This is a genomic window from Halorubrum sp. T3 (genome assembly GCF_000296615.1).
GTDB lineage: Archaea > Halobacteriota > Halobacteria > Halobacteriales > Haloferacaceae > Halorubrum > Halorubrum ruber.
The window spans coordinates 1,039,265-1,053,890 of record NZ_JH815330.1; the positions used below are offsets into that span (position 1 = coordinate 1,039,265).

Consider the following 14,626-nt stretch of genomic DNA (forward strand, 5'->3'; position numbering starts at 1 on the left):
TCAGGTGCCCCCTCCCCGCCGGGCGATCCGAAGAGGGCGACGAAAGGCCCCGCTACCCGTCCCGGTTGAGCCGTTCCCGGTGGAGTACCTCGCCCTCGGCGAAGACGACGGCGGCCAGTCCCGGCTCCGAGTCGACCGCGACGCTCGTCTCGTCGCCGGCGGTCACCTCGTCGGCGTCGGAGTCCCAGGGGCGCAATCCCTCGGTCGCGGGTTCCACGACCACGTCGAGGCGGTCGGCATCGAGCGCGTCACCGCCGACGTGAGAGAACGTCACGACGCCCCCCTCGCCGTCGTCGGCCGGTTCGTACGCGACCTCGAACGTCGCCTGCGGGGGGATAACGTGTTCCGTCACGGTTCGGGTCTCGTCGCCGGCGGTCCACTCGACGGCGACCGTCGTGCCGGCGGAGAGATCGCCGAGCGACAGCGTCTCGCCGCCGGTCAGTCGGTCCGTCTCGTCGGCGGGCTGCTCCGTCGCGGGCTCGCCGTCGATCAGCACTCGGAAGGCGTCGGCGTCGCGGCGAACCTCGCCGACGTAGCGGAGCGTGACCCCCGATCCCTCGCCGCCTCCGTCCCCGTCGTTAACGACGAATCCGCGGCGGGGCGCCGCCGAGAAGTAGCCGACGGAACTGGTCGCCGATCCGTTCTCGAACTCGGTGTGGACGCTGACGACGACGGTGTCGTCGAGCCCGACGTCGTCGACCGTGACCGTGTCCCCCGACGTGAGCTCGTCGTGTTCGGCCGCGAACGCCGACTCCCGACCGCGCTCTCGCCCGCCCAGTTCGCCAGCGCCGTTCACCGACACGCGCAGCCGATCGGGGTCGGCGGGCTGTTCGCCGACGTACTCGACCGTCATGGCCTCGGAGTCGGCGTCGTAGGTCGCCGCGACCGCGTCGCGTGCCGTGGTCGTACCGCCGAGGTGGTGTTCGCGGTCGCCGCCGGTCCACACGAGCCGGACCCGCGACAGCGGCGGCACCGGAGCGGCAAAGGAGTCGTCCGGACCGAACTCGTCGAGCTCGTCCCCGGGCTGGACGTCGGCCGGGCTGCGACCGACCTGGAGCTCCAACTCCGACGCGGGAAGCGTCCGGCCGCTCCGGTGCTGGACCGTGATCTCGCCGGCGTCCGGGTCGTACTCGATCGACGCGCGCGTGTTCGGAACGACCTCGTGGTCGGCGATGACGACCGGCTCGTCCGGCTCCCGCCACTCGACGGTGAGGGTCTTCCCCAGCGGAAGCTCGCCGAGAACCAGTTCCTCGCCGCCCGAGAGGGTGTCGTGCTCGTCTGCGAACTGCGCGTCGGTCGGCTCTCCGTCGAGCAGGGTCACGAACGCGTCAGCGGGTCGCGGCTTCTCTCCGTCGTACCCGACCGTGGTCCCGCCCTCGCCGTGCGAGTGGACCCAAACGCGCGGGGGGCTGGCGCGGTAATAGATGAGCGAGTCGCCGCCCGACGGTTGCTCGACGTCGAACTCCAGCTGTACGCTGTCGCCGATCGACACGTCGTCGACGGTGACCGCGTCGCCGGGGGTGAGCGTTCCGTCGGTGAACTCCTCCCCGGCTGTTTGGACCCCTCTCTCGCCGCGGTGGACCAGCCGAAGGTCGCTCGCGTCGGCGGAGCGTTCGGCCTCGTAGGCGAGTTCCAACGTCTCGTCGCTCATGTCGTAGTCGACGGCGAACGCCTCGCGGTCGACCTGTTCGCTGGCGTACGTGTCGTAGACGTTCGCGTCCGGGTCGAACCATCGCAGCGTGACGGTTGCGATCAGTCCGGTCTCGACGGTGATCTCGTCGCCCGCGGTGAACTCCTTCCCGTCGAGGACCGTGTCGCTCACCTCCTCGCCGTCGTGCCAGACCTCCAGCTCGTCGGCCGGCACGGCCTCGCCTTCGACGTGTTCGAACGTCACGGTTCCGGCGGCCCGGTCGAACTCCGACCTGATTCGGGCGTCCGGCGACGCCTCACGGTCGAGTTCCGGCGGGGCCTCGACGACGGCGTCGACGAGCACGACGCCGTCGGAACGCGTGATGTCCATTTCGACGGGGTCTGCGGGGTCGACCGTACGCACGAGTCGCCTGACGGTCCCGTCGTCGAGTTCGTCGGGAGCCGCGGCCGGACGGACCACGTACGCGTTCTCCGCCGTGCCGTCGATGTCTCGGAGGTCGTTCGGGTTGGTCTCGAAGCCGGCGGCGAACGCGTCCACGTCGTCGGGGACCGACAGCGGAAACGGACCGCCGGCGGCGTCCGGAACCAAAAGCACCGTTTCGAATCCACCGAGCTCGGGGAGGGCGGCCTCGCCCAGCGGCGATTCCGCGAAACGGTCGGCCTCGTCGGCGGCGGCCTGGCCGGCAACACGAGCGGCTTCGATCCGTCGGTCCCTCACCTCGTCTTCCGACGGCGCAGAACCACTGCGAGGGCTCGGCGAGTACCCACCGCCGGTCGCGGCGGCCGCCACGCCGTCGCCGGTGACGAGCGCGGTCTCATTGTCGTCGGCGAGCCGCCAGCCCGCGGGGAGTTCGTCCGTCGTCTCGGCCTCCGCCGGGATGTCGTCGTCCGACTCTCCGTCTCCCTCGCCGACAGCGATCGTCTCGCCGCGGTCGGAGCGGTCGAAACCGCCGGCCGCCGTCTCTAACCGGACCCCGCGTTCGGAGGGAGTGACCGCGACGGTCGCAGCCAACTCCTCGGCGTCGACGTCGAGCCGCTCGGCCGTGGAACGGGCGCGGTAGCTCAGATCCGCTTCCGCGTCGGCGTCGACGCGGTCCGCAATCAGCATCGTATACGTCGCTGACAGCGCGTCCCCCGTCGGCAGCGGGAGGAACGCGTCGGCGAACGGGGCCGAAATATCGACGTCGAGGTCTCTCGGACGGCCTGCGGCAGTCGCGTCGGTTTCGGGGGCGAGAACACCTGTCAGCGCTGCGAGCGTCAGGGCGCTTCCCCCGAGGAAGCGCCGACGGGAGGGTCGTACCATACGCACCGATCTCGACGATGTATATAAAAACGGTCGATAATACAAATCGTCGTTGTAGTGTCCGTGAGCGTCCCGAAACGATTGAAGCGAAAGCGCGAGAGGCGCTCAAACACGATGACCCGAGGACGGATTGTGATGTCACGGTTCGCGCTCACAACCGGGATTACGACTCGGATCGGAGCGTGAAGAATCACCTCATCAGAACTGGTGAGGGATGACGTTATGAAATCACAATTTCTGAAATTGCGATTTCCAAAATCGGGAGTTCTATCTGCGTGGAGCGAGGAGTAACAGTATGGAACGATTCGTTGATCGGGACGCCGAACTCGATCAACTCACGGCCTGTTACGACTCCGAGACGGCGGACCTCGTCGTGATCTACGGGCGTCGTCGTCTCGGGAAAAGCGAGCTCGTCCGCCAGTCGATCGCCGATCGGGACGACGCGGTGTACTACCAGGCGGTCGAGTCCACGGCGCAGAACCAGTGTGAGCAGTTCGTCGAGACCGTCACTGCGCAGTTCCCGTCGCTACGAAACGTTCGCCGTGACTGGGAGGTGCTTCTCGAAGCACTGGGGACAGAAGACGCCGTCGTCGTAATCGACGAGTTCCCGTTCCTCATCGACGAGGACGAATCACTCCCGTCGCGGATCCAACGCGTCTGGGACACGGAGCTACAGGACACCGGAATGACGCTCGTGCTCGTCGGGTCGTCGATCAGCGTCATGGAAGACAAGGTGCTCTCCGGAAGCGCACCGTTGTACGGGCGGCGAACGGCGACGATCGACCTCGAACCGCTCTCGGTCGGGGACGCCCGCGAGTTCTTCCCGGCGTATGACCCGGAGACTGCGATCGCCGCGTGGTCGATTTACGGGGGTACGCCGTACTACCTCCAGACGATCGACCCCGACCAACCGTTAGGAACGAATGTCCAGCAGGCGATCCTGTCGGAGCGCGGGCTCCTGTACTCCGAGCCCGAGTTCCTGCTCCGGACCGAGCTCCGGCAACCGAACACGTACTTCAGCATCCTCCGAGCGCTCGCACACGGCCGTCGAACGCCGAACGAAATCGCGGGCATGGCCGGCGTCGAGTCGGGGTCGCTCAGCACGTACCTCCAGAAGCTCCGTCGCCTCCGCCTCGTCGAACGCCACATCCCCGTGACGGCGTCGCCGACGTCGTCGAACCGCGGGCGGTATCGCATCGGTGCGCCGCTGTTCCGGTTCTGGTTCCGGTTCGTGTACGGGAACCAAGACCAGCTCCGCTTGCTCGGCGACGACGCGTACGACGAACTCGTGGCACCGGAGCTCGCGGATTACGTGAGTCCGTTGTTCGAACGCCTCTGTCAGCGGTCGCTCCCCGCTCTCGTCGATCGACAGTTCACGGACCTCGGGCAGTGGTGGTTCAAGCAGCACGAGTTGGACGTGCTCGGACTCACTGACGAGGGACTCGTCGCTGGCGAGTGTAAGTTCACATCGCACCCCGTGAGCGAAGGCGTCCTCGCGGACCTCGAACGGACGGCATCGGAAGTACAGTGGGCAGCGGAACCGGCAGACGGGACGTCGCTGTACGTCTTGTTCAGCCGCTCCGGATTCACCGACGACCTCGAACGCGCCGCCGACGCCCGCGACGACGTCCGCCTCTTCGACGTGCCGGACGTGATCGCTACTGAAGGGAACCCGTGAACGCTCGTCTCTGCCCGTTCACAATTTTAACACGCTCACACGGCCGATCAATGAGGCGATTGTAGCGCTCTCGGACCTGCGTCGAGCGCGGCCACAAGGCGCGAGTCCCGATGAGAAATCTCGTGAACCGCCGCCGCTTAGTTCGAGAGTTTCAATAGAGCCTTTAGCGAGCGGCTGACATGTGATGAGTACGCGCAATGCCTGTCCTCGATGACCTCTCCGGATTCGAGTTCGAGGACGTGATGGAGGACGTGTTCCGGAATCTCGGGTACAAAAACGTGCGGCAGGCTGAGCGGACGGCTGACGAAGGACGCGACATCCTGATGGAAGAGGTAGTTGATGGGACGCGGCGCGGCGTCGTCGTCGAGTGTAAGCACACGGATACCGTCGGGCGGCCGGTCGTCCAGAAGCTCCACTCGGCGATTGCGACGTTCGAGTTCGACGGGCCAAAGCGTGGGATGGTGGTAACGACCGGTCGGTTCACCGGCCCGGCCGTTGAGTACGCCGAGCGACTCCAGCGGAACGACGACCCGTATCCGATCGAACTGATCGATGGCGAGGACCTGCGTGAGATCGCCGACGAGATCGGGCTTGACCTCTACAACGGTCGAATCGAAATCCTGTGCGACGAAACCCTTCGACCGTACGACCCGGCGACGTCAGTGGCGGCACCCGTCGAGGAAGCGTTCCAGAACATCGACAACGTCGAATCGGCGGACCTCCCCGAACCGCATACCACCGTCACGTTCCGACCGGTCGTCGCCGTGACGGCGGATACGAACGCGGTGTTCGAGACGTCGGTCGGCGTGATTCACCGAGTCAACGACCGGTCTCGGTTCGTTGTCCACGCCGAACGCGGCCGCCCGGAGACCGCGTCCGGTGACGTCTTGAACCTCGTGACAGAGAACCTCGACGCGACCGTCGAGCTCGACGCGGACCGGTTCGACGATCAGTTCGACGCGGTTGAGGAGCGACGGTTCGGGCAAACGCAGACCGAGTACAAAGACTGGGCCGTCGACCGACTCCGGGACCACCACACGACCACCGTCTCCTACACCGGAGACAACAACGTCACGTACACGAAGACGTGCGAGCCGAAGCGGTCCGACATCTCAGTCCAATCGATTGAGCCGGTGTACCTCCCACAGGTCCGGCACACGACCGACCTGGGAGAATACGCGTATCCGTACGAGTACTTCGCGGCGGGACCGTCGCGCGTGACGAGCGAGGACGGGGTTCACCGGTGTGTCCACTGCGACACGGCAGGGACCGACGCGGCCTACACGTACTGTGCGAACTGCGGGAGCATTAACTGCGACTCGCACATCAAAACAGAGCGTCTAGAGGATACTCCCGTCTGTACCGGGTGCGCGGTGACCGAGCGCTTCGCGTTCAAAACGAAGTACTTCTACGACGCGGAGAATCGGGACGCGTTCCGCGAGGAGTACGAATCGATGGCGTTCTACGAGAAGGCGATGGAGAACACGCCGCTCGCCGCGGGTGCGGTCTGCGTCGTCGTCCTCGTCTTGCTCGGAGTGCTTCTCAGTATCGGCGGTCTCTGACGGATTCTCCTGCCGCGTTCGCCTTCGCGGAAACCAGTGCCGGACGGTGGGACCCCTTCCGGGTGAACGTTCTGACCGGCGCGCGTGGAGGTCCGCGACCCTTCCAGATACCTGTCCGTTGATCCGAGTCATATCGTCGGATTCCCGGACGGAGGCGACCAGCATACGGCGACCGGTTGAGTTAGGAAGTTCCCGGCCTAAAAACAGGATCTAAAAACTGCGATTCGGGCGCCAGAAAGTCTGATGAAAGTGAAATCGCACGGTTACAGCTCGTGCGTACTACGTAGGGGGTGGGGGCGGATTCGAACCACTGTCCTGATCGGCTTCGTGCGGTTTTATTCCCTCTGGGGCGCACCGCAACGCACAATGCTTCACGCTAGAGCGTCGTCAGCGAGGGTAGACCGCTGACCCGCGCAACTGCCGGGGATCCAACAATGGCACGGAGGTTACCCCCGGAAGAAGTGGTCGACCGGTACGACGCAAGTCAGTGAGAACCGGTAATCGGCTGTTTGGGATTATGGTATGACTGTCGGGCGTATCGAGTCAAACTGTGCTGATAGAATTTGTATAGAGAACTTGCTGTGAGCTAATGCGGTTCAATAAACTGATTAGATTCAATACGTGTCGTCACACAAAGATATCTCATGGGAATCTGCGAAGACGCGCCCGAGGAGTACTGCGGGCATGTTCTGAAACCGGAGGATGTTGGACTTGATGAGAAAGCAAGTGACAAGTGGCAAAAAGACGCGCATAACGCTGTTTGTCTCCGTGAACCGAAGTACAACGGACTATGCGTTTGGCACGCCGATAAAAAACAAAAGAGTATACAGGAACTGATTGAGGCAAAACAAACATCTGAAGATGTATGCTGGGACGCGGAGTGCGTGAAAGAACACCTTGGTGGGGCTATCTTACGCGGGATTAGGTTCCCTGATGGGTTCTCATTCCGTGACTGTATTCTCTCGTTTGCTGACTTTTCTCGTACTACTCTAAGGCAAGCAAAATTTGGTAGTAGCTATCTGTATAAAGCTGATTTTCGCAATGCTGACCTCCGGGGTGTCGATTTTTTTAATGCCTCCCTCATAAGTGCTGAATTTCCGAAGGTCTACTTGCATGAAGCCAAGTTTATCGATGCTGACCTCTCCAGGGCCACGTTTTCAGACAGTTACCTCACCAAAGCCGACTTTTGTATGGCCGACCTCCCCCAAGCTAAGTTTCAGAATGTTCATCTCCGCAAAGCCTTTTTCCGCAAGGCTAACCTCCCCCAAGCCGAGTTTCATAATTCGTATCTCCGCAAATCCGACTTCTCTGACGCTGATCTATCTAAAACTGTATTTTGCGATGGATACTGTTGCTCTGCTGACTTCTCCAATGCTATCATCCGAAAAGCTGAATTTTCTTCGAGCAATCTCAAAGAAACAAACTTTTCTCGATCTGAAATATCCGGCACACAGTTTGTTAACGTCAACCTCAAACAGGCTGAATTTCCTCGTGCCAACCTCGAAGAATCTGCGTTTGTAGAAACAAATCTTCGCGAAATTAATCTCACGGAAGCGAACTTACGGGAAGCAGAGTTCTCGGATGCGGATCTACGAAATGCCACATTTAGACCTGCGTTCGCAAGGACGCTCACATCGGAAGATGACATTCCAACCGACCCACTTGGTGCCTCACTTGAAGCCGCAGATCTCACCGGTGGGACAGACCTACGTGGCGCGAATCTCTCCGGAGCGCGGCTCTACCAAGTAAATCTCAGTGATGTTCGTATTAACAATAGAACTCAGTTCGGGATTGACGAGGAAGCCGGTGGCATGCGTGAGATATGTCGGTATGAGTACGACCCAAATACAGGAGTATATATAAACGAAGATATGCCTCATCTTCGGGCCGCTGCGTGGACGTATCGTCGTCTGGAGTCGCTATTTGAAGAGTACGCGATGAACGAACGTGCTCGGAACGCACACATCCGAAGGCAGGAGGCACAGAGAGCGTATCAAAAAGAACGATTAAAAAATAGTGATCGGATTGAAGGAAGCAACTTCCTCTCTAGTTTGTGGCTCAAATCGTTCGGACAGTACACTGTCGGAACGCTAAACTGGAACCTCCACCGTCATGGTGAAAGTTTGCGAAGACTGCTCGGCATGTCGGGGTTGCTGATTTTCTTATGTGGAATTGTCTACTCTAGTGCCGGTATCGCACGGAGTAATCCCGAGACGACGTACCGTGTTACCCTGACCGACCTCACAAATCCAGGCGCGATGTTAGTCGACCTACTCAACGGCTGGTACTTCAGCGTTATCACATTCTCAACGATAGGATATGGAGATTTCTACCCGATGAGTCCATTGTCACGCCTACTAGTTGGCGTTGAATCGCTTACTGGAGCGTTATTTATCGCTTTGTTCGTGTTCGTTCTCGGACGTCGTGTGGCGAGGTGAAACTTCTTTTATATCTGGTTGGATTAATAATGGTATCGCGCGTATTGATTAGAAACACCGCTCGGTACTTCTACAATCGCGGCGAATCCCTCATGTTAACCGGTAGATGACGGCGCTACGAATGCGCCGAGGGCAGACAACTCGAAGAAAATTGTCCTCGAAATCGCAGTACGTGGCGGAGGGTGTTTCCTTCACAGAACCACGCAGCGCGTATGGGTTGGGGCGGATTCGAACCGCCGACCTGCTCCGTGTGAAGGAGCCGTCATAACCTGGCTAGACCACCAACCCGCTCGTGTCGAGGTATCCGACCTCCGGACTTAAGAGTTACCTTCCGCCGAATCGTTCATGCCCCACCCGCCCGGATCGCCCCCGTGACCCACGAACTCCGCTTCCTCGAACGCCTCCGGCAGGGCGTCGCGAGCCTCCTCCACGCGCCGCTGTCGCTCGTCGGCCTCTACGCCGAGCGCGAGACACCTCGCGAGCAGTACGCGTTCACGCTTCATGAACCGTATCCGATCGTCGAGGCGCAGCTCCACCGGCTCGGGTTCGTTCGCAACCTCGTCTCCTCACTCAAGTACCGCGACTACGAGACGCCCCCGGAGACGACCGTCGCGAGCTGGGTCCGGTATCCGGACGGCGCGCTCGCAAGCGACCACCAGCTTCACCTCGCGCTGTACGCCGGCGCCAACCGCTCGACGACCGACGTGTACGCCCACTGGGAGCCGTCGTGGATCCGCCACCCGATCCGGCACTACCGCGCGACCGACGTCGACGCGCAGGAGGGTATCGAGCGGACGCGGTCCCTGTTCGAGGAAGCGGGCATCGAGTACGCGGTGCTGCCGGCCGAAGAGCGGATCGGCGGCGACGCGGCCGCGACGACCGGACCGCCGCTCCAATAAGGAGTCCGCGGCGTGGCTACTCCGCGGCGGCGTCCTTGCCGCGGTACTCGGCGACGCGCTTCCGGGCGGACGCGATCGCCTCGCGCGCCTCGCCCTCTGCGCGCTCTTCGAGCTCTTTGAGATCGGCTTGGAGCTTGTCCAGCCGCGAGGCCTCCGGCTCCGGCTCCTCGTCTTCCCGCCCGACGAGCTCCTTCACGCGGGCTTCGACCGGCTCTAACTCCTCGACGACGCCCGCCTTCGCGTGTTCCGCCGCTCGACCGAGGTAGTACCGCGCGTCTTCGAAGTGTTTGCTCATATCTGTCCTTTGGACGAGGGCAGATATAACCTTTGTGGCGGTGCGACGAGGACAGTATTCGAAACGGCCGGCCGCAGGTGCTCTCCTCGGGACCGCCACCTCACTCACGCGCGCCCGGCGGTAACGGGTCGGCGTGGTCCGCGATCGCCTGGGCGACGCGGTGCGGGTGTTCGTGGACGACCCAGTGCGTCGCGTCGTCGATCGCGAGCAGCCGGCCGTCGACGCAGTGCTCGACGCTCTCGTTGGCCAGCCGGCGCGCGAGGAACCGGTCGTTCGCGCCCCAGATCAGGAGCGTCGGCACCGATACCTCCGTCTTCGGCGGCTCGGGGCGGTCGCGGACGATCGCGCGGTACCAGTTCACCATCGCCTCGAAGGCGCCGTCGCGGTTCCACGCCCGTCGGTACCGCCGCAGGTCCTCGTCGGTGAAGGTGCCGGGCGCGCTCGTGTCGCGTAACGCGTTCGTCGCGAGCCGCCAGTTTCCGGCGCTCGCCACCGCCTCGGGCAGCTTCGGCAGCTGGAACGCGAGCATGTACCAGCTCTTGAACCGCTGGTCCCACGAGGTGCGGAGCGCGCGCTCGAAGACGGTCGGGTGCGGGACGTTGATCGCGACCAGCTCCGAGACGCGGTCCTCGTGGGCGAGCGCGAGCCACCACGCCACCGCGGCGCCCCAGTCGTGGCCGGCGATGGCGGCCGTCTCCCGGTCGTAGGCGTCGATCAGCCCGACCACGTCGCGTGCGAGTTCGCCGATCCGGTAGTCGCGCACCGCCGGCGGCTTCGCGGAGAGATTGTACCCGCGCTGGTCGGGGATGACGACGCGGTAGCCCGCGTTCGCGAGCGGCGCGATCGCGTCGTTCCAGCCGTACCAGAACTCCGGGAAGCCGTGGAGCAGGACCAGGAGCTTCCCGTCCTCGGGGCCGGCCTCGACGACGTGGAGCGGCACCCCGTTCGTCTCTATCGCGCGGGACCGGCCCGATACCGACTCCGGAACCTCGTCGTCGGGGACCGGTTCCGGAAGCACCGCCTCGTCGACCGGCCGGCCGGTGGGCGTCTCGTCCATACCGATCCCGTGCGTCGGCACCGTCAAATAGGTACGCTCGCGCGGGATGTGGGGGATCGAAATCCTCAAGCGGCTGGCAACCGCCATTCCGAGTATATTCGCGAATCCCAAAGTTCGCCCGCGGTGAGCGCGTTCTCCCGGGATTCGCACCGTACCCTATGACATCCGATTCGTCGACCCCTTCAGCCGCGGACGCGCCGAGCGACGACGCGACCGTCTCGAACGTCGTCCTCGTCACGGTGGACTCGCTGCGCGTGGACGCCGTCTCCCCGTACGACGACGACCGCCGCTCGCCGGTCATCGACGGGCTCGCAAACGGCGGGACCGTGTTCGACCGCGCGTTCGCGACGGGCAACTGGACCCCCTTCTCGTTCCCGTCGATCCTCGCGTCGGAGCCCGTGTTCGCCCGGTCGGGCGACATCGGCGTCGACGAGTCGGTGACGCTCGCGGAGGCGCTCTCCGAGGCCGGGATCGCGACCGGCGGGTTCAACGCCGCGAACGGCTTCCTCACCGACCACTGGGGGTACCCCGACGGGTTCGACGAGTTCGAGCCGTTCGTCACGAGCGTCGGCTCCAGCCGCTACAGCCGGTATCTCGCCGCCCACCCGACCGTCGAGGCGTGGATCCAGCTCGCGTCCTCGCCGGTCCGCCGGCTCGGCTCGAAGCTCCGCGGCGAGAGCGACGACCGCCCGTTCCTCGACGCCTCGCGCATGTTCGACGTCGAGGACGCCGCGACCGGGTTCGTGGATGATACGGACGAGCCGTTCTTCCTGTGGGTCCACTACATGGACACCCACACCCCGTACGTCCCCGCCCCGCGGTACATCCGCGAGGTGTCGGACGGCATCGTCGGCACCCACCAGATGCTCCACGCGCACGCTCGGACGAGCCTCGGCCTTGAAGTGGGCGAGCGGACCCTCCGCGAGCTCCGGACCCTGTACCAGGCGACGGTGCGGCAGGTCGACGCCAGCGTCGGCCGCCTGCTCGACAGCTTGGACGACGCGGGCGTCGCCGACGACACCGCGGTGCTGCTCGCCGGCGACCACGGCGAGGAGTTCCAGGAACACGGCCATCTCGCCCACTACCCGAAGCTGTACGACGAGCTGATCCACGTCCCGCTCGTGGCCGACGTCCCCGGACTCGACGGCGGCCGCGTCGAGGGCCACGTCGGGCTCGACGCCATCCCTCCCACGGTCGCCGATCTCCTCGGCGTCGACCCCGCGCCCGAGTGGCACGGCGAGTCGCTCGTGCCGGCGCTGGGCGGCGACGACGCTCCGTCCGAAGCCGGAGAGGCAGACGCCGATGCCGACGGGCCGGACGTCCCCGACGACCCCGTCGTCTCGGTGACCGTCCGCGGCGAGGAGGTGACCCAGCAGCCGATCCCGCGGGCGCTGTCCGACGGCGACCTGTTCGTCAGCGCGCGCGACGACGACTGGACGTACATCGAGAACGTCGACGCCGGCGAGCGGGAGCTGTACCACCGCCCCTCGGACCCGACCCAACAGGAGAACCTCGCGGTCGACCCGAACGAGGAGGAACAGGCGGTTATCGACCGGTTCGTGCCGGTCGTCGACACCCACGCGGAGCTGCTCCGCGAGCGCGGGGCGGCAGCGGAAGCGGCCGCGGCCGAGCGCGGCGAGGAGGAGGTCGACGAAGACCTCGAAGCTCGCCTCGAAGCGCTCGGGTATAAGTGATGATTCGATCGGTCCTGCGCAACCTCGTGAGCGGACCGCTCGCGGTCCAGATGCGTCGGTTCGTGGTCGTCGGTGCGATCACCGCGGGGATACAGATGGGCCTGTTGTGGCTGTTCGACAACGTCGCCGGGCTGAATTATCTGCTCGCCGCGACGATCGCCATCGAGATCACGATCGTCCTCTCGTACGTCCTCAACAATGCGTGGACGTTTCGGGCGAGTCAGAACACCGGCCTGTCCGCGTACCTCGGCGGACTGCTCAAGACGAACCTGGTTCGCGGGACCGCGTGGCCGATACAGATCGGCGTCCTCTACGCGCTCGTCGAGTGGGGCGGGATGACCGCGCTCGTCGCGAACGTCCCCGCGATCCTCATCAGCGGGCTGTACCGCTTCGCGCTCGACTCGCAGTGGACGTGGGGGTGATATCCGCCTCGCCGCGTCGAGTCCCTCAGAACGGGAGCCGCGGCTCGACGCGCTCGACGAGGTCGCGGACCGCCTCCTGCTTGTAGTAGCCGACGGCGGACGCGGCCACGACGAGCGCCACGAGCGCCATCGCCGAGAGGAACCGGCCGCTCGCGAGTTCGCCGCCAGCGTACACCGTCAGCACATACGCCGGAAGGCGGCCGACGGCGATGACGCCGATGAAGGTGGGGAGCGACCACTTGGTGAGCCCGCTCAAAAAGCAGATGGCGTCGTCGGGAAGCCCGGGGATGATGACGAACGCGAACAGCCCGGGAATTCCCACGGTGTCGACGAACCCGTCGAACCGCTCGATCACGTCCTCGTGGATGACGTTCTCGACGAAGGAGCGACCGTACCGCTTCGACAGCGAGAAGGCCACCGCGCTGCCGATGAGCACGCCGGTGAGGCTGTACACGGTGCCCCAGAGCGAGCCGAAAAGGTAGCCCGCGACGAGGGCGACGACCTGTCCCGGAATCGGAGCGACGATGACCTGGAGGGCCTGGATGCCGATGAACACGATGGGGGCGAAGATACCGAACTGGTCGAGCCACGTCCGGAGGGCCTCGGCGTCGGTGATGAAGCCCGCGTAGCGGCTCACGAGGACGTAGAGCCCGACCGCGAGGACCGCGACGCCGACCACGGCGGCGATCCCCCGCCGGCGGTCCGCCCGCGAGGAGAAGAGTTTCATTCGTGTCGTAGCGGGTGACAGAGGGTCTTGAAGCTTACCAACGGGTCGACCGTTCCGAGACGGACGCGGGGCTAGGAAGCGTCTCAATCCAGCCGCTCCGCGCTCCAATACGCCATCCGCATCGGAATCCGCTCGCCGTCGCGGTAGTCGGCGCCCTCGGGCAGGAACCGGAGCTCGTCGAGCGGACGGGACGCGACGGCCGCCAGCGCGAGCGCGTCGACCGCGTCGTCGACGGTCGGGTCCGCGGCGTTCACGATGTCGGCCGGCGCCCCGGCGAGTTCCCGGCAGACCCGGCCGAGCGCCGCGTTCGGATCGTCGAGGTGGCCGTCGAGCGCGTCGAGCCGCTCGCCCACGCCAGGCGCGCCGGTCTTCGAGTGGTCGAGCGGGCGGCCCGCGAGCCCGCGGAAGCACACCTCCGGGTGCGCCTCCAGAATGCGGTCGCGCGCCGCTTCGTCCTCGCGGAGGAATTCGTCGACCTCGCCGACCGCCGGCGCGATGTGGTACGACTGCCGGCTGAGCCCCTTGTCGAGGTCGGCGCGGTTCCGCTCGTTCACCGTCTCGTAGTCCGCGCCCTCCTTCGCCGCCTCGCACGCGCTCCGCGACGGGACGGGAAACACGCTGCTCGGGCGCTCGGCGGCCGACCGCGCGGCGGAGTCGACCGCCTCGCGGGCCGCCAGCGTCTCCGCGTCGTCGGGGAGGCCGATCGGCACGTCGACGAGGATCCGGTCGAAGTCGCGCTCGGTCCACAGCGATTCGAGATCGCGTTCGAGGCGGGGCTTCGGTTCGTCGTCGCCGTCGATGACGACCGCGAGCCACGCGCCGCCCGCCCAGTCGACGCCCGCGACGGTGTCGGTTGGCATCGCTGATCGGTGCGGGCTCCGGGCACTCAATCGGTTCGGTG

11 protein-coding genes and 1 tRNA gene are annotated in these 14,626 nt (G+C 64.8%); 6 read left to right on the forward strand and 6 right to left on the reverse strand.

Annotation, left to right across the window (positions count from 1 at the left end):
• Positions 1-52: 52 nt before the first annotated feature.
• Entirely contained in the window at positions 53-2,758 is a 2,706-nt protein-coding gene (locus B378_RS0114345) for a hypothetical protein (protein WP_026046308.1), read from the reverse strand.
• A gap of 490 nt (positions 2,759-3,248) precedes the next feature.
• On the opposite strand from B378_RS0114345, the gene B378_RS0114350 reads away from it, so the two are divergent.
• The 3 genes from B378_RS0114350 (at position 3,249) to B378_RS16530 (ending at position 8,631) form a co-directional block, all read left to right on the forward strand.
• Entirely contained in the window at positions 3,249-4,631 is a 1,383-nt protein-coding gene (locus B378_RS0114350; protein ID WP_017344459.1) for an ATP-binding protein, read from the forward strand.
• Positions 4,632-4,828: 197 nt separating this feature from the next.
• Positions 4,829-6,193 carry a restriction endonuclease gene (locus tag B378_RS0114355; RefSeq protein ID WP_017344460.1) on the forward strand — a complete coding sequence of 455 codons (1,365 nt, stop codon included), beginning with the start codon at positions 4,829-4,831 and terminating at the stop codon, positions 6,191-6,193.
• A 644-nt stretch (positions 6,194-6,837) separates the two neighbouring features.
• Positions 6,838-8,631 (forward strand): pentapeptide repeat-containing protein, encoded by a 1,794-nt coding sequence (locus B378_RS16530; protein ID WP_082224277.1) that lies wholly within the window; start codon positions 6,838-6,840, stop codon positions 8,629-8,631.
• Between the two features lie 213 nt (positions 8,632-8,844).
• Here B378_RS16530 and B378_RS0114365 read toward each other — a convergent pair.
• Positions 8,845-8,919: transfer RNA gene (locus tag B378_RS0114365), tRNA-Val, on the reverse strand.
• Between the two features lie 83 nt (positions 8,920-9,002).
• Between B378_RS0114365 and B378_RS0114370 the strand changes: the two genes are divergently transcribed.
• Complete coding sequence (locus B378_RS0114370) at positions 9,003-9,530, forward strand: hypothetical protein (RefSeq protein ID WP_017344462.1); 528 nt, start codon at positions 9,003-9,005, stop codon at positions 9,528-9,530.
• 16 nt (positions 9,531-9,546) lie between these two features.
• On the opposite strand, the gene B378_RS0114375 is transcribed toward B378_RS0114370, so the two are convergent.
• Entirely contained in the window at positions 9,547-9,825 is a 279-nt protein-coding gene (locus tag B378_RS0114375) for a hypothetical protein (RefSeq protein ID WP_017344463.1), read from the reverse strand.
• Between the two features lie 100 nt (positions 9,826-9,925).
• Positions 9,926-10,882: an alpha/beta fold hydrolase gene (locus tag B378_RS0114380; protein WP_017344464.1), complete on the reverse strand. Its 957-nt coding sequence runs from the start codon at positions 10,880-10,882 to the stop codon at positions 9,926-9,928.
• Between the two features lie 158 nt (positions 10,883-11,040).
• Between B378_RS0114380 and B378_RS0114385 the strand changes: the two genes are divergently transcribed.
• Complete coding sequence (locus tag B378_RS0114385; RefSeq protein WP_017344465.1) at positions 11,041-12,576, forward strand: sulfatase-like hydrolase/transferase; 1,536 nt, start codon at positions 11,041-11,043, stop codon at positions 12,574-12,576.
• Positions 12,576-12,998 carry a GtrA family protein gene (locus B378_RS0114390; RefSeq protein WP_017344466.1) on the forward strand — a complete coding sequence of 141 codons (423 nt, stop codon included), beginning with the start codon at positions 12,576-12,578 and terminating at the stop codon, positions 12,996-12,998. The genes B378_RS0114385 and B378_RS0114390 overlap by 1 nt, the downstream gene beginning before the upstream one ends.
• 25 nt (positions 12,999-13,023) lie before the next feature.
• Here B378_RS0114390 and B378_RS0114395 read toward each other — a convergent pair whose 3' ends face one another.
• Positions 13,024-13,725, reverse strand: a complete 702-nt coding sequence (locus tag B378_RS0114395) for a TVP38/TMEM64 family protein (protein ID WP_017344467.1) — start codon at positions 13,723-13,725, stop codon at positions 13,024-13,026.
• An 83-nt stretch (positions 13,726-13,808) separates the two neighbouring features.
• Positions 13,809-14,585, reverse strand: a complete 777-nt coding sequence (locus B378_RS0114400) for a DUF429 domain-containing protein (protein WP_017344468.1) — start codon at positions 14,583-14,585, stop codon at positions 13,809-13,811.
• Positions 14,586-14,626 lie beyond the last annotated feature (41 nt).